A 15,272-nucleotide genomic window follows, 5' to 3' on the forward strand; every position below is an offset into this window, starting at 1 on the left:
AATCATTGATTACTAAGGCAAAATTGAGCTGGTTCTTCAGGCAGAATCAATGGAATTGGGGCACTTTTTAAAGAAAAGCCGCAATTCTATATTCTTTTGTAAGTAGTCTCTAGAGCAGTTTTGCTCTATCGCATCTTTTTTATTTTGCTTGAAGGACGGAAATGAAATCTGCAAGGCATCAAAAACGTGTTTTGGAAGAAATTTTCTGTGTTGAGAATCTTTTATTCAAAGATTATTATCAGCAATCAATTGTTCAAAGGGATGCGATGCTCGCCTTGCGATCGCTCTTTTCAAAAATGCTGCGTTTATTACTTGATGGCAAAGAAAAACTCGTGGCTTGAGCCTGGGTTTGGTCAACCATGAAAAAACCCACCCTAATTTTAAAATAGGGGGGTTGCCATGTGGTTTGACTGAATAGTTGCAGCGAATAAATTGACGATTTAACTGCTAGTAACTGTTAAATTTCCTCCAGTTCCAGTCAAAGTTCCATCCACGATTGATATTGTTGCTGGTTCTGTTAGTTGAGCTGTATAGCTGGTATCGTCAATCGTGAAACTGATGTTAAATGGACTGAGATTGAGAGTGCCATTGGGAATCTCAGCCTTCAAATCGTCAAAGTCAAAACTGAATAAATCTAAACCTCCAGCCACTGCCTCTTGTTCCTGTTCGGATAGTTCTGCAAACAGGGATTGGTCTTGAGGTTGCATTGGTTGGTTGTTTGCACCTACAGTCATGATGTTGCCCTCAAAATAAACTTTGAAGCGTTGGAAACTTCTGCCGTGCTTAAAACTTACGTAAATAAAAACAGCTTTTCCTCCCACTTTTGGGAGATTAGCATTTGATACCGTTGGTTGTAATAATGCAGTCGGCTTTGTGTGAGTAGTGGGTACGGGCAACTTTTCGCGATCGCTTCTAACCGGCGAAGTCAACAAACTGGATGACACCCCGCTGTCCGTTGGTTAACCAGTGAGGATCTTCTTCGTTAAGTGTGTTTATCTGAGTTGGCTGTAAACCTGCCACCAGTTCAGATTTGAGGGTGCGTAGTGCCACTAACGGTGCTGGGAAGTAGCAGGCAATGTCTTGAAAAGGGGTAGTAAAGTCCCAGTGGCGATTGCCTAAACAGCGGCGGTAGTTAGCATCTCCTTTAATAAAAATTAGGCTGGCGGGTGCTAACTCTTGTCGCAAAGCTTCGGGCATTTCCCAGAAAGGCAAGGGCATTGTCCAAAATAAATCGTCATAGCATCGCAAACGACCGGAAGCGATCGCTTCTTGCAAGCGCAGAGAAAGCGATCGCACTTCTCTATCAATGTCAGCAGCCAAAACCTCTAAAGTGTAATGGACATCCTGAACGGTCGCATCAGAAACGAAGATAGGATACCGCTTCAGGTGCAGGGAAATCTCAGCCGCCTGAGTGGTTAGCAGAAAATCTACCAAGCACAAATCGCAGACGAGTTCAAAACCAGCATTATCGACGATGAAGTCAATTCTTCCCCCATCAAGGCTGGCAATCCTGTCCGCAATGATGGGTGTATCATCGACCAAAATATGAGCCTCTTCGTGCTGAATTTCCTGACGGCTGCGATCGCTTTCTCCAGCCTCAATAGGCCAAAGGCTGAGATCGGCGCGGTTGCCCCACAGTGAAAAATAGAGCAGTGGGATTAAACGAGTATGGCGATCGCTTGTATGATGCCCAATCCTAGCGGCGATTGCCCGGATTGAATCCATTGCCGTTTCTAAACCCAAGCGTTTTTGCAATCCGTAGGGATCGACGCCTTGGCTCGCTCCTGGCAGAAAGTAATTGGTTGCTTCCACAATCCGCCGGAAAAAGTATAACTCTGCAAATAACCAGGGAATGTCTATCCAACGCTTCCCCAGAAAAGGAGCCAAATATGTTGTCCACGCAGCCAAATCTGGGCCATTGTCATCTTTGAGCGATCGCACGATCCCATTTGGCAAGTCCCGGATCAAGGTTTCCAGGTTGTCTACAATCGATGCTGGAAAGTCGTTTTCAGCAATTACTCGCTGCGCGATCGCAGGCATTCGCTTCAGAAGCGTCATGTTTGCAAAAGAGCCTTCCTCCGACATCATCAGCGGTGGAGGAAGCGGTAATCGAGGCTTTAAAATCTGCTGTGACATTAGGCGATAGTGCTTTTTATCATGTGTCGAAAGTAATTCTACTTAAACAGCAATTTTATTGACTCTACAATCTGGTCACATAAAGCTCATCAAGCCAAAACCCTCCACCTTGAGAACTCTTGCCGATTAGGATGGATTGGGAGCATCTTTTGCAAATATCCATGAGCCTAACCGAACAGATTCTATCTCAGGTACCGGGAAATCCTCTCCTCGGACTGCGTAAAGCCGATAGCCTTTGGCAAGCCATCAAGGAAGACACTACACCGATTCCGATGGTGGTGAAAGAAAGCCAAGAGCCGCTAGGAAGCGTAGACTGGGATGCAATAATCTGCGGCGGCACTTTGGGAATTTTAATCGGTGCTGCTTTAGCTCAGTTGGGGTGGCGAGTTGCCTTGATTGAAAGAGGAATCTTGCGCGGTAGAGATCAAGAGTGGAATATCTCCCGCCAAGAGTTAGAAGTGTTTTTAGAGCTGAATCTACTGACTGAAGCGGAATTAGAGCAAGCGATCGCAACCGAGTATAATCCCGCCCGCGTCAGCTTTTTAGGCGGTTCTGAGGTATGGGTGCGCGATGTTCTGAATATCGGCGTCGATCCCGTTTTTCTGCTAGACACGCTCAAATCAAAGTTTCTGGCTGCTGGCGGACAGTTGTTTGAAAACACTCCCTTTGAAGGGGCAGTGGTTCACCCAGATGGCATCAGGGTGGAAGCCTCCGGCGGCTTGAAAACGCGGTTATTAATCGATGCGATGGGACATTTTTCACCCATTGTTCAGCAAGCGCGACAGGGAGAAAAACCGGAAGGCGTCTGCTTAGTCGTGGGGAGTTGCGCCAAAGGCTTTCCTAGTAACGAAACCGGCGATCTGATCGCAACTTTCACATCGATTCAAAATCAATGCCAATACTTTTGGGAAGCTTTCCCAGCACGAGATGGCAGAACGACTTATCTATTTACTTACCTGGATGCTCACCCCAGCCGTCCCAGTTTAGAGTTCTTCTTTGAAGAATACCTGCGCCTGTTGCCCGAATATCAAGGCGTGGAAGTGTCCCAACTGCAATTTCAACGAGCGCTATTTGGCTTCTTTCCCTCTTACCGCAACTCATTAAAGATGCCTTGGAGTCGCATTCTGCCCGTAGGAGATAGCAGTGGCAACCAATCTCCCGTCAGCTTTGGCGGGTTTGGGGCGATGGCGCGGCACCTGAAACGGTTAACAGAAGGCATTCACGAGGCTTTACAAATAGATGCTCTCGACAAGAATGCTTTGGCACTTTTGCAACCTTATCAGCCAAATATTGCTGTAACCTGGCTGTTTCAAAAAACAATGGGCGTGGGAATCGAGCAAAAAGTTGACCCAAATCAAATTAACCAGTTGCTTTCTAGCGTATTTCAAGCAATGGCACAGCTGGGAGACGAGGTATTACGCCCATTTTTACAAGATGTTGTCCAGTTTCCCGCTTTATCAAAAACCCTGTTAAAAACAGCCGTCACTTACCCCGGATTAGTGGCTCGAATTATTCCCTTAGTGGGAATCCCGATGCTTCTAGATTGGATGGTTCACTACCTAAACTTGGGAATTTACACGGCTTTATATCCTCTAGCAACCGCCCTGCAACCGTGGACGAAGACGTTACCGCCACTGCCTCGATACTACTGCGATCGCTTCCTCCAAGCTTGGAAATATGGCTCCGGAGGCGATTATAGAAGCCTGAAGAATCTAGGGTGAAGCCCTTCGGTAAGGGTAAAAGAAACCATAGAGGCAAGCATGATGAAGCCTAAAAGAGGAAATTTTACACTTGATACTTCACGCTTGAGACTTCATCCTTTATCCTTAGGTAAACTCTGGCATCGCTTGAGCATTACCAGCAAGTTTACTTGGGCAGTTGTGGCGCTGCTGCTGCTGATTACACAAGTCGCGATGACGAGCTGGCTGTCGCTGAATGCAGTGGTGCGAGAGACAGAAGCGGCGATTCTCACCAGCATTGAGGTGCAGGCAAAAGTATTTCAGATGGATGCCGCCTTACAGGACGCCCGCCAACTGGAAAAAGACTTTTTTTTGAGCTGGCCTTCTATGGGATTTTCCAGCGCTAGCCAGGATTATGTCCAGGCGCATCGGGAGCAAATTGACAAAGCCCTGGATATCAGCAGCCAGTTGCAAGAGTTACTCAATGGTGGGAAGGTTAGCGATGCTTTGCGTCGGAGCAATCCGGAATTGGTGGCTTATGTAGAGCTTGTCGAGCGCTATGCTAGCAGCTTTAAAGAAGCTGTGGCGTTGGTGGGGACACTGGGAATCGATGATGTGGGGGTACTGGCGCGGTTAGAGCAAAATTCGCGGCTATTGCACGACACGCTGCAACTCTCTGCCAGTTCGGAGTTGATGATTTTATATCGGGAAATGCAGTCGGTGGAGAAAGAATATCTCTCCAACCGTCAGGAGGACAAAATCCAGGCGGTGTATGAGGCGGTGGAACGTTTGCGCCAGGGAATTCAACAAGCACCCCAACTCAATGCCACTCAGAAGGCGGCGGCGTGGGAGTATCTGAATGCTTACGAGTTAGCGATCCGAGAAATTATCAACCTCGACGCTCAAATTAGAAGCAAAATCAGCACTTTTGACGAGCAAGCGGCAAGTGTTTCCACTAAAGTAATTGGGTTGGCAAATGCTGACGTACAGCGATCGCGCCTTGAAATCGCCCGAACCAGCACGCTAGCTACGGTACTGCAAGCGATGACAGTATTGACGGCGGTGTTGCTATCTGGGGTGATTGCGAATATCTTCGCCACCGCTTTAAAAAATTTGCAAGCAGAACAAGAAAAATCTGAGCGTCTGCTGCTGAATATCTTGCCAGAAGCGATCGCCCATCGACTAAAACAGGAACAGCGCACGATTGCGGAAAACTTTGCCGATGTGACGGTATTGTTTGCTGACATTGTTGGTTTTACCGAGCTTTCGGCTCGAATTTCTCCAACTGATGTGGTTGAGTTGCTCAATCAGATTTTCTCAGCCTTCGATCGGCTGGCAGATCGCCACGGGTTAGAGAAAATTAAGACGATTGGAGATGCCTATATGGTGGTGGGAGGACTGCCAATGCCTTCAGAAAATCACGCGGAAGCGATCGCGGAAATGGCACTGGATATGCTGGAGGAAATGACTTGCTTAAGTACCAAGATTGGCGAAGCATTGTCTACCTCTCGCCCTCAACACTACACCATCCGAATAGGGATTAATACGGGTCCCGTCGTTGCAGGCGTTATTGGCACGAAAAAGTTTATCTACGATTTGTGGGGCGATACGGTGAATATTGCTAGCCGTATGGAATCCCAAGGCATTGCGGGTTGCATTCAAGTGACAGGAGCAACTTATGAACGCTTACGGCATAAGTACCAGTTTCAGGAACGGGGAACTATCCAGGTAAAAGGCAAAGGGGAGATGAAAAGCTTTCTCCTCAAAGGCAGACATCAAGACGATTCACGATAGATGAATGGTACTGATATATAAGAGCCTTGAGATAAATCTCTCACCTTAAAGCTAAAGCTTAAAACAGGTTGAAAGCCTTTGTTTCCCCAGTATTTGGGCCAATTTCAACTGATTTTAGCTCTTATCCCTAACTTTAGTTCAGGGCTGAAGTCAGCGCGATTCCACTATAGATTTTTGTAGAAGACTTGCGATTCTCACGTTTTTCAGGACTGCGAACAAGCCAATCTCTAAATATTTCCGGCTCAACTCGAAAAAGCGAGGTTAAGGAATGTAGATCATCCCCAGTTTATTATTGAACCTCTCTTGGCTCTGAGTCAAAAGATCGCACCATGATTAAACAAGAATTTCAAACCACCCACTACTTTACCGTTTTAATGGGGCTGCTACGCGATCGCCAAGGATTTATGGAAGAAATTCGTCAAGGCGTAAGACTTCCCAGTAAAATCACCTCTCTACTCGTTTGTAGTTCCCTCTTTTTTGCCGCCTATGGCGCAATTATCGGTTCATCTCATAGCTTTTTACAAGCATTGTCCTCTGCTGTTAAACTTCCCTGCTTCTACTTAATCACGCTGATTCTTTGCTTGCCAACTTTATATTTTTTCAGCATTCTTTTTGGCTCAAGCAAAAGTATTGGACAGTATTTCGCCATGCTTCTAACTTCTGTCGCCGTGATTAGCGTTCTAGAATTTAGCTTGGCACCCGTAGCGCTAGTTTTTCTGTTGACCGCCCACAACTACCAATTTTTTGTATTGTTAAATGTGGGTATTTTTGCTCTCACCGGATTGACTGGCGTCACTTTCCTCTATCAGGGAATACAGTTTATGTCCGTACAAGATAGCGAAGCAGCACAAGAAACTCGTACCAGAGTTCTGAAATTTTGGTTAATTCTTTATGCTTTAGTTGGCTGTCAATTAGGCTGGACACTCAGACCCTTTTTTGGAACTCCTGGACAATTTGTATTGTTTCGACCGATGGAAGGGAATTTTTATCTGAGTATTTTCAAAGCAATTGGACACCTTCTAGGTTTTAATTAAAGCTGCACTCAAATAGCACTTGTCTACGTTCAGGATTGTCCATCCTACTTAGCTCGGTCTTAGCTAAAATATCGGAATTCTTGTTTGGAAGCAGTACATAAACCCACCCCTGCTCCTCCTCACTTTCAGAGAAGAGGTTAGGGGTGAGGTTACGAGTAGATATCGAAACAAAGTGAGAACTGCTATATATATCGATAGATAGTTGATAGTTGTAATTTCTGTAGTAAATCGTTACTGTTTTTAAGGAAAAAACTTCGGCTAGATAATATTAACAAGTGATTCTGGCTCACGATTAATATCAGAAAATGATGCGATCGCTTGCAGGATCGCGCTTAATTCACAAAAACTTCATTTAAAGCCCCTAAATTATGAATTTAGGGTAAAGGATTCTTTCATCGGTGATAATACTGATAGCAATATCCTCAGATCAGCGGTGAAATCTACTCATTTCAGTAGCGAAGCTACAGTTCGTTGAATTTGGATGTTTGAGTGTAGGGTAGGGAACACGGACATTTTGCACCTTACTCTGGGAACTGGGAAGGCAACAATCCATCCACCCCTCGTTTCTAAGCGTCAGCCTAGAGAACGAGAGGAATCAAGGCAGAGCTTTGATTTGGTAGGTGCAAGATGTAAAGTATCTGGAATCAGGATTGATTAGGGATTCGAGAGTTCCTGGTGTCATACATCGGCTTTATGAGATGTATGAGAGCGATCGCTTCCAGTTATGAAGTTTTTAGAAGCTTTGTCTCGCCCCTGTAAGGTGTTGCAGGTTTGTTAAGCGATGAACGTTTTTGGAAGTGGTAGGTAGGAGAAACAGGTAGCAATGACAATTAAAAATCCCGCAACTACTAATTTTTTCTGTCTTCTGTCTTAAGTACCATCCAAAATCTCCTGAGCCAATTTTGGCGTTAAAGCTCAAAGACAACCTGCATTCTCATGCTAGTCCAACCCGCAAAAAAATTATAAACATCGGCTTTTTACTTACGAGATGGTCATCAAAGGAAACAAACTCATGAAAAAAACTCTAGCCGCCCTTACTGTTGGCTTTACCTTAGCGATGGGAGCCACTTCTGCTAACGCCGTTCCTCTTTACGACGGCGTATCACAGCCAAATCAAACGCCCGCTCAACAAGGATGGGAATATAAAGAAAATGCTTTTAAGTCTCCTGTACCGACTGCAACGCCTTCCACTGAAGGCACTATTTTGAATACGGGTAATACCAGTAATCAAGCAGGCTACTTCAAAGTATCGCCAGTGCTGCTTGACCGCAGTACCGGATATAGCATCAGTTTCAGCGTCAAGGTGAGTTCAGAAACTCACCTCAACAACAATCGTGCAGGCTTCAGTCTGATTGTGATGAGCAATGGCGTCTCTGGTGAAACGCAACCTTATGGGCTGGAATTAGGTTTCTGGCAAAATAGCATCTGGGCGCAAAACGTTGGTTTTACTCAAGGCGAGAAAGTAACTTTCAACGTCCAGAAAACGATGAATAACTATGTATTGTATGTAAAAGACAACCAGTATCAACTGTTTATGAACGGTTCTACCTTTCCTGTTTTGCAAGGCAATCTGCGTCAATATACCGGATTTACACCGCCTCCCGGATATCTCAACCCTTACACAACTTCCAACCTGATTTTCTTAGGCGACAACACGACATCCGCCACGGCGAACGTTACCATAAAAAGCCTCTCCGCATCCTCTGCCAGCAATGTTAACCTCACCAATGCCTCTGTAAAATAATCATTTCACTTTAGGGAATCAAAAAGTCCAAATGAGCGCCAGTTTGGGCTTGTAGCTCCTCCAGAGAACCTTGCAATTTCAAGCGACCTTGCTCCAGAAAAACAATCCAATCAGCTCGATTAATTACTCTGGGGCGGTGGCTAATTAAAATGGTGGTTCTGCCTTGGCGGTGAGACAGCAACTGCTCTAAAACTTGCGCTTCGCTCACCGGATCGAGTCCCCCCGTGGATTCATCTAAAATCAGAACTGGCGGCTCGTTTACAATCGCTCTGGCAATTGCTAATCGTTGCCGCTGTCCGCCAGAAATATTTGCCCCGAATTCACCCAAAACGGTTTGATATTTGTCGGGTAGCTTGCTGATAAATTCATCTGCACCCGCAATCTGGCAAGCTCTCACAATGTGTTCAAATGCAACGTGAGGGGAACCTAAGCGGAAGTTTTCTACAATTGAGCGACTCCAAAAGTGAGGCTCTTGAGGAACGAGAATCACCTGTTGTCGCAAGCAATCAAGTGATAAATCTTGCAGATTATAGATGCCAATGCGGAGATTTCCAGAATGTGGTGAATATAATCCAGCGATTAACTTCGCCAGGGTGCTTTTACCGCAGCCAGATTTACCAATGAGTGCAATAACTTTTCCTCCAGGAATTGTTAGCGAAAAATCTTCTAAAAGGTCAGTTCTGCCAGCGTGGTGGAAGTTGAGATTTGTGGAAATAATATCTGCATCTCCCGGAATTTTAGCAAAGGGTCTTTTGTCATCAACCGGATTTTCTGGTGTAGAGTCAATTACTTCCGTAAGACGTTGGGTGGCGGTTTGAACGCGAGTGAGTTCATCGACAAATCCCACGACTGCCCCAATAAACGCTAGAAAGTTTCCATTCATGCCGTTAAAAGCTAACAGTTGCCCAATAGTTAATTCTTTACTAATCACCAAGCTACTGCCAAACCAAAGTAAAATGACGCTACCAATACTAGAAACTAATCCAGAAAAGGTACTGTTGATAATGACAATCTGAATTGTCCGGAAGGTGATATTAGCAAGGCGACCGAAGCGACTCTGAAATTCTTCCCAAAATTGCGGTGCAGATGTAGTCGTTTTGAGCGTCAGTGCCCCTTTAAAAGTCTCAACTAAAATGCCTTGATTTTCTGCTTCTAAGACTAATAAGCTCCGAGTTTTTTGTTGCAGTGTCGGTAGGAAAATAATTGTGGAAATTGTCATAACAACAGCAATGCACACAGCAACACTTGTTAGTTTGATGCTGTAGAACAACATCAAACTAAAAGAAACGATGGCAATAAATAGCTGACTCGGCAAACTAACAACGACTTGAGAAACTAACTGATTAATTTCTTGAATATCTCGCAAGCGGCTGACAATTTCGCCACTGCGACGAGCTTCATAATAGGAAAGCGGCAAACGCAAAATTGCTCTGCCAAATTCTAAAACTAAGCCTAATTGGAGCCGTTGAGAAAAATGGGCGATTAGGTTAGATTGCACCAGTCTGAGGCTACTGGATACAACGTTCATCACCATAACAGCAGTCACGACACCCGTTAGTAGCTGGGTATCCCCCCGAACCAGCACATCATCGGTGAGGATTTGGATGAGGAAGGGGGACGTCAGGGAAAGCAACCCCAAGACAAGGTTAATGATAAATGCCTCAGCCAGAATCCCTCGGTAAGCCCAGACGGGTTTAAAGAAACGCCCAAAACCGCCAACTTTATCATCAACTTGGGCAAAAAAGCGGGCGGAGTCTGGCTCTAGTAACAGCATGATGCCATTTGTCCAGCCTGCCGCTAGCTCGTTTTTAGTGAGGTAACGGATGCCGACAGCGGGATCGGCGATCGCATATTTTTCCCGGTGTTGCCCGTATAAAACAACCCAGTGGTACCCCTTCCAGTGAATGACGGCTGGTAGCGGTGCTTGCTTCAATTTGTCAAGAATCTGTGGTGAAGCTTTCACTGCTCTGGCATTAAAACCGAGTGCTTCTGCACCCCGCCGGAGTCCTAGCAATGTGGTTCCTAGCTGTCCAGTGCCTACGGCTTCACGGATGCGGTTGAGCGTAAACGTCCGCCCGTGGTGTTTCGCGATCGCAGCAAGACAAGCTGCTCCGCAGTCTTCTTCACTGTGTTGTAAGACATGCTCGTACTTCATGCTTAACTCATGCCATAGTGTCAGGATTTATGCGGTTCGGTAACTAACACACTATAGGCGCACTATAGACAAAATCTAATGGTCAACTTGAACGGTTGATAGAGTTAGGAGGCGCTCAAAAGCAGTCACTACAAGAAGATCGTGGCTGCTTCCCTTTGACATTCGTGACCGCCTCAGTCAGTTTTGGCAACGAGCATCAATCACAAAGCAGTAGATGCATACTTGGGTTTTCATCAACCCAGCTCAACGATGGGAGCGATCGCTCCAAAGCGAAAATCTCAATCAACACGCAAGTAACCACATTTACATAACTTGTCATGAATGTTTGATAAAACCCTTGGTCAAACATTTCTGCAATTATGACGTTTGCATCTAATATGAGGCGTTTGAACAATCCCAGCCTCTTGACAAGAGTCCTACCTCTTTACATTAAATCAAATACATTAAAACAAAAAATTATTAATTATTAACAAGCCGTATTACTTAGCTATAACTACTTTAGCCTACCTCTTAAGCATTGAATGAATAATCCCAACAATCCTTATAAGAACTCATACACAAAACTCAATAAAATTTGCTTGTTTTAAATGTCTTTCCTCTATCTTGAGATTGATGCTAACTCAGTATTTAAGTCGCAAAATATACGATATCGCGAGTCAAATAGAAGAAGACTCTGCAAGCCTTTAAACAAAACCTTTAGTGGCTTTTGCTAAAAAGTTTTCTCTAGTTTTGAAACTCTAAAACGCTTACACAATTTTAATAAATTTTAGGAAAAAATAACTTTTCTTAGGAGGAAGCAAGAAGGGATTTCCTGAACATTTTTCTTTAAATAAGCGTTCCAGCAATTGAATTGAGAAAATTTTACTAGCAAGAAAGAAAAAGGAATTGTATAACCCTATATTTGGAATTTTATTACCTAAAACTTAAGGTATTAAAGCTTCAATCTGAAAGGATTACTTTTTGGTTTGCGGGCTAAGATTCGCGCGACTCTTTCCAAATGATTATTCATTGGAGTTTAAAGGTGAAACGAGTAGCGATCGCATTGAGTCTTTTTAGTCTAGCTAGTAGCGCTCTTGTGAGTTGCACGTCAGCTCCCCAGAACACTCAAAACAGCCAACAAAACAGTTCAGAACTTTCATCGGTTGCTGTCACAGTCCGCGATCTCGGCAACCCCTTCTTTGTACAAGTTGGTAAGGGTGCAGAGGCGGCAGCTAAGAGAATTGGCGGTGCGGACGTTAGCACAACCCTCGTCTCCAGCGGGGACGATTTAAATCAGCAATTTAATCAAATTGAAAATTTCATTGCCTCAGATGTCAGCATGATTATACTTAATGCTGCTGACAGTAAGGGGATTTTTGCAGCAGTTGAAAAAGCTAAACAAGCAGGAATTCCAATCATTGCAGTTGATACTGCCGCTGAAGGAGGTGTTGATGCCACTGTTACCTCCAACAACGTGCAAGCAGGTGAAGTAAGTTGTCAATACATTGCCGATCGATTGAAGGGTCAAGGCAATGTTGTAATTATCAACGGACCTCCTGTTGCTTCAGTTGTTGAGCGAGTCCAAGGATGTCTGAGCGTATTTTCCAAATATCCCAATATCAAGATCCTTTCAAAAGATCAGAATGCAGAAGGTAGCCGTGATGGTGGGTTGAGAGTCATGAGCGATTTGCTCACATCCTTCCCAAAAATTGATGCCGTTTTTGCAATTAATGACCCTTGTGGTATTGGTGCGGAGCTAGCTGCTACACAAGCGCAACGCAAAGAGTTCTTTATTGTTGGCGTCGATGGCGCACCCGAAGCTCTAGATGCGCTCAAGCAGGAAAATAGCTTATTTGTTGCGACTGCGGCTCAAGATCCCTTTCGCATGGCAGCCAAGGCAGTAGAGGTCGGGAATGACATTATCAAAGGGAACAAGCCTGCCAATCCAGACATTCTCATTCCAGTCACGTTGGTTACTCGTGAAAACGTGAATCAGCATAAAGGCTGGACAAGTGAATAACGAAATTTTTGTCGTTAATTGCACCAATTTATGACTTGATAATCCATCCATTTGAATCGTATTTTCACAAACATTACAGGGATTTCTGATGGCAAGTAGCACTCAACCCTCAATAAAAACTAAACCTGTACTCGAAATGCAAGGAATTACAAAAACCTTTAATGGTTTCACCGCCTTGCATGATGTAAATCTCACTATTTATCCTGGGGAAGTTCATGCCCTTATGGGTGAAAATGGTGCAGGCAAGAGTACGCTGATGAAAATCCTGGCTGGAGCCTATATAGCCGATGCAGGGGAAATCAGAATTGACGGTCAAGCTGTTAAGATGACAGACCCAGGTCAAGCCAGAGATTTGGGTATAGCCATTATTTATCAAGAGCTTAATCTCGCCCCAAATCTGACCGTGGCTGAAAACATTTTTATGGGGAGTGAGCTTAAGAAAGGAGGCACCTTCATTGACCGAGACGGAATGCGGCATCAAGCATCTGAGGTATTGAGAAACCTCGACGCGAGTTTTGATGCGGGCGACCTGGTTTCAACCCTTTCCATTGCAGAACAGCAGCAAGTTGAAATTGCTAGGGCGCTCAAACACAAGAGCCGCATTCTAGTAATGGATGAGCCGACAGCAGCGCTTTCAGACCGAGAGACAGAGAAACTTTTCGAGGTTGTTCGCCGCTTGCGGAATGAAGGGATTGCGATTATTTACATTAGCCATCGGATGGAAGAGATTTATGCGCTTGCTGACCGCGTTAGCGTGATTCGAGATGGCGGGTATATAGGCTCTCTGGAGAGGAGTGAAATTTCCGCCCCTCGCTTAGTAGAAATGATGGTGGGTCGTTCTTTACAGGATTTATACGAACATAAGCGTCAAACCCATCCTGGCTCAGTAGTCCTTGAGGTAAAGAATTTAAGTGATGGGCGCAAGGTAAAATCTGCGAGTTTTAAACTGCATGCTGGGGAAATTGTTGGTTTAGCAGGCTTGGTTGGCGCAGGCAGAACTGAAATTGCTCGTCTTATTTTTGGTGCTGACCGAAAGGCTAGCGGTGAAATAAAACTGGAAGGTCGTTCTCTCAATATCTCGACACCCGATGATGCAATTAAAGCAGGAATTGCCTATGTCCCAGAAGATCGTAAGGATCTCGGTCTATTTCTGGAGATAAGTTCTGGTGAAAATATCACTATGAATGTTCTTGGACGAGAGGCAACCTCTGGCATCATCAACTCAAAATCCCTTTTTAAAATTGTGGCTGATGCCGTTAGCAACTTAGGGATTCGTCTTGCCAGCCCAAGCATCAGGGCAATGGATTTATCTGGGGGAAATCAGCAGAAGTTATTGCTAGCCCGTTGGTTGGCAATTAATCCCAAGGTACTTTTGCTCGATGAACCTACGCGCGGCGTTGACATCGGCGCGAAAAGCGAAATTTATCGAATTATTAGCGATCTGGCAGCAAAAGGTGTAGCCATTTTGATGATTTCCAGCGAACTGCCGGAAATCGTGGGAATGAGCGATCGCGTCTTGGTGATGCGTGCGGGAAGCCTGGTTGGTGAAGTAGGCGGCTCAACTGGGGAAGCAATTACACAAGAGAACATCATGGGTTATGCCACAGGGGCAAGAGAGGTAGCAAAATCATGAGTCAAACAGAAGTAAGAACCACCAGAAATGGAACGAGCGATCGCTCTAAAGCGAGTAATCGTCAAGCTTGGAAAAATTTCATTCAGGTTGCTGGTATCCTCCCGATTTTGGTTGCAATCTGTATAATTTTTTCAATTGTTACGCCAAGCTTTCTTTCGCCCGGAAATCTGATTAATGTCATTCGGCAAGCATCGATCAATATCGTGCTAGCGACCGGGATGACATTTGTCATTTTGACCGGAGGAATTGACCTTTCTGTGGGGTCAATTTTGGGCGTGACAGCAGTTGTCGGGGTGCTTGTCTCGTTGATCCCAGGTCTTGGTTTACTTGCCATACCAGCCGCCCTATTAGCGGGATTAGGGTTAGGCTTACTAAATGGGTCGTTGATTGCCTATTTAGGTTTGCCACCTTTTATCGTCACGCTTGGTTCTTATACGGCTTTGCGGGGTGTTGCTTACTTAGTTGCTAATGGCACGACCGTTCTAAATCGAAATCTAAATTTTGCTTGGATAGGCAACAATTATCTTGGTCCCATTCCCTGGCTAGTTGTGATTGCTTTGCTTGCCGTTGTAGCGAGTTGGTTTGTCTTAAGACGGACAGTATTGGGAAGGCATATTTACGCCGTAGGCGGTAACATACGGGCAGCACGACTGACAGGAATTAAGGTAAGTCGGGTGCTGTTATTTGTTTATGGTGTGAGTGGGTTGCTTTCCGGTTTAGGCGGAGTGATGAGCGCCTCGCGTCTCTACAGTGCGACGGGTATGTTAGGTCAAGGCTACGAACTCGATGCGATCGCTGCCGTCATTTTAGGAGGAACCAGCTTCACGGGTGGCATTGGCACCATCTGGGGGACTTTACTGGGTGCTTTAATTATTGCCCTCCTCAACAATGGGTTAACCCTGATGAACGTGTCATTTTTCTGGCAGTTGGTTGTTAAAGGTCTTGTGATTATTATCGCCGTGACGATTGACAAACTTCGCACCCGCACTAGCGCTGCGTAAGCGTTGAGCTTCCGATGACAGACTGGTAGGAAGCGATCGCGCGTCAGGCAGAATTAGTCTAAAAAACAGGGAGTCGCGATCGCGACTCCCTGTTTGC

The 15,272-nt window shown here is 45.1% G+C and carries 11 protein-coding genes; 8 read left to right on the forward strand and 3 right to left on the reverse strand.

The features are described from left to right. The first annotated feature begins 161 nt into the window (after window positions 1-161). Window positions 162-341 (forward strand): hypothetical protein, encoded by a 180-nt coding sequence (locus NC996_RS16390; protein WP_190410006.1) that lies wholly within the window; start codon window positions 162-164, stop codon window positions 339-341. A gap of 99 nt (window positions 342-440) precedes the next feature. Here NC996_RS16390 and NC996_RS16395 read toward each other — a convergent pair whose 3' ends face one another. Beyond that, complete coding sequence (locus tag NC996_RS16395; RefSeq protein WP_190686084.1) at window positions 441-944, reverse strand: hypothetical protein; 504 nt, start codon at window positions 942-944, stop codon at window positions 441-443. Next, window positions 913-2,136: a damage-control phosphatase ARMT1 family protein gene (locus tag NC996_RS16400; RefSeq protein WP_190686087.1), complete on the reverse strand. Its 1,224-nt coding sequence runs from the start codon at window positions 2,134-2,136 to the stop codon at window positions 913-915. Before NC996_RS16400 ends, NC996_RS16395 begins: the two co-directional genes overlap by 32 nt. 161 nt (window positions 2,137-2,297) lie before the next feature. Between NC996_RS16400 and NC996_RS16405 the strand changes: the two genes are divergently transcribed. From NC996_RS16405 to NC996_RS16420, 4 genes are all read left to right on the forward strand, one after another. Then, the gene (locus NC996_RS16405; RefSeq protein ID WP_190686090.1) at window positions 2,298-3,857 is read left to right on the forward strand and encodes an FAD-dependent oxidoreductase; all 1,560 of its coding nucleotides are present in this window, start codon (window positions 2,298-2,300) and stop codon (window positions 3,855-3,857) included. 39 nt (window positions 3,858-3,896) lie between these two features. Continuing rightward, on the forward strand, window positions 3,897-5,609 hold the full coding sequence (locus NC996_RS16410; RefSeq protein WP_242037559.1) for an adenylate/guanylate cyclase domain-containing protein: 1,713 nt from the start codon (window positions 3,897-3,899) through the stop codon (window positions 5,607-5,609). A 329-nt stretch (window positions 5,610-5,938) separates the two neighbouring features. Beyond that, window positions 5,939-6,643, forward strand: coding sequence for an actin-binding WH2 domain-containing protein (locus NC996_RS16415; protein WP_190410010.1), 705 nt, complete (start codon window positions 5,939-5,941; stop codon window positions 6,641-6,643). A 1,012-nt stretch (window positions 6,644-7,655) separates the two neighbouring features. Next, entirely contained in the window at window positions 7,656-8,387 is a 732-nt protein-coding gene (locus tag NC996_RS16420; protein ID WP_190410011.1) for a hypothetical protein, read from the forward strand. Between the two features lie 10 nt (window positions 8,388-8,397). Here NC996_RS16420 and NC996_RS16425 read toward each other — a convergent pair whose 3' ends face one another. Next, the gene (locus tag NC996_RS16425) at window positions 8,398-10,542 is read right to left on the reverse strand and encodes a peptidase domain-containing ABC transporter (protein WP_190686093.1); all 2,145 of its coding nucleotides are present in this window, start codon (window positions 10,540-10,542) and stop codon (window positions 8,398-8,400) included. A gap of 1,021 nt (window positions 10,543-11,563) precedes the next feature. Between NC996_RS16425 and NC996_RS16430 the strand changes: the two genes are divergently transcribed. From NC996_RS16430 to NC996_RS16440, 3 genes are all read left to right on the forward strand, one after another. Then, window positions 11,564-12,541, forward strand: coding sequence for a substrate-binding domain-containing protein (locus NC996_RS16430; protein ID WP_190440527.1), 978 nt, complete (start codon window positions 11,564-11,566; stop codon window positions 12,539-12,541). A gap of 88 nt (window positions 12,542-12,629) precedes the next feature. Then, the gene (locus NC996_RS16435; RefSeq protein ID WP_190527183.1) at window positions 12,630-14,174 is read left to right on the forward strand and encodes a sugar ABC transporter ATP-binding protein; all 1,545 of its coding nucleotides are present in this window, start codon (window positions 12,630-12,632) and stop codon (window positions 14,172-14,174) included. Then, entirely contained in the window at window positions 14,171-15,175 is a 1,005-nt protein-coding gene (locus NC996_RS16440) for a ribose ABC transporter permease (RefSeq protein WP_190440522.1), read from the forward strand. Before NC996_RS16435 ends, NC996_RS16440 begins: the two co-directional genes overlap by 4 nt. Window positions 15,176-15,272: the final 97 nt, after the last annotated feature.

The organism is Trichocoleus sp. ST-U2, assembly GCF_039961875.1.
Lineage (GTDB): Bacteria > Cyanobacteriota > Cyanobacteriia > Cyanobacteriales > FACHB-T130 > FACHB-T130.

Excerpts from the sequence above, each read along its gene's own strand:
- NC996_RS16400 (WP_190686087.1), bottom strand. The coding sequence starts at position 2,136 with ATGTCACAGCAGATTTTAAAGCCTCGATTACCGCTTCCTCCACCGCTG.
- NC996_RS16410 (WP_242037559.1), top strand. The coding sequence starts at position 3,897 with ATGATGAAGCCTAAAAGAGGAAATTTTACACTTGATACTTCACGCTTG.
- NC996_RS16425 (WP_190686093.1), bottom strand. The coding sequence starts at position 10,542 with ATGAAGTACGAGCATGTCTTACAACACAGTGAAGAAGACTGCGGAGCA.
- NC996_RS16415 (WP_190410010.1), top strand. The coding sequence starts at position 5,939 with ATGATTAAACAAGAATTTCAAACCACCCACTACTTTACCGTTTTAATG.
- NC996_RS16420 (WP_190410011.1), top strand. The coding sequence starts at position 7,656 with ATGAAAAAAACTCTAGCCGCCCTTACTGTTGGCTTTACCTTAGCGATG.
- NC996_RS16435 (WP_190527183.1), top strand. The coding sequence starts at position 12,630 with ATGGCAAGTAGCACTCAACCCTCAATAAAAACTAAACCTGTACTCGAA.
- NC996_RS16440 (WP_190440522.1), top strand. The coding sequence starts at position 14,171 with ATGAGTCAAACAGAAGTAAGAACCACCAGAAATGGAACGAGCGATCGC.
- NC996_RS16405 (WP_190686090.1), top strand. The coding sequence starts at position 2,298 with ATGAGCCTAACCGAACAGATTCTATCTCAGGTACCGGGAAATCCTCTC.
- NC996_RS16390 (WP_190410006.1), top strand. The coding sequence starts at position 162 with ATGAAATCTGCAAGGCATCAAAAACGTGTTTTGGAAGAAATTTTCTGT.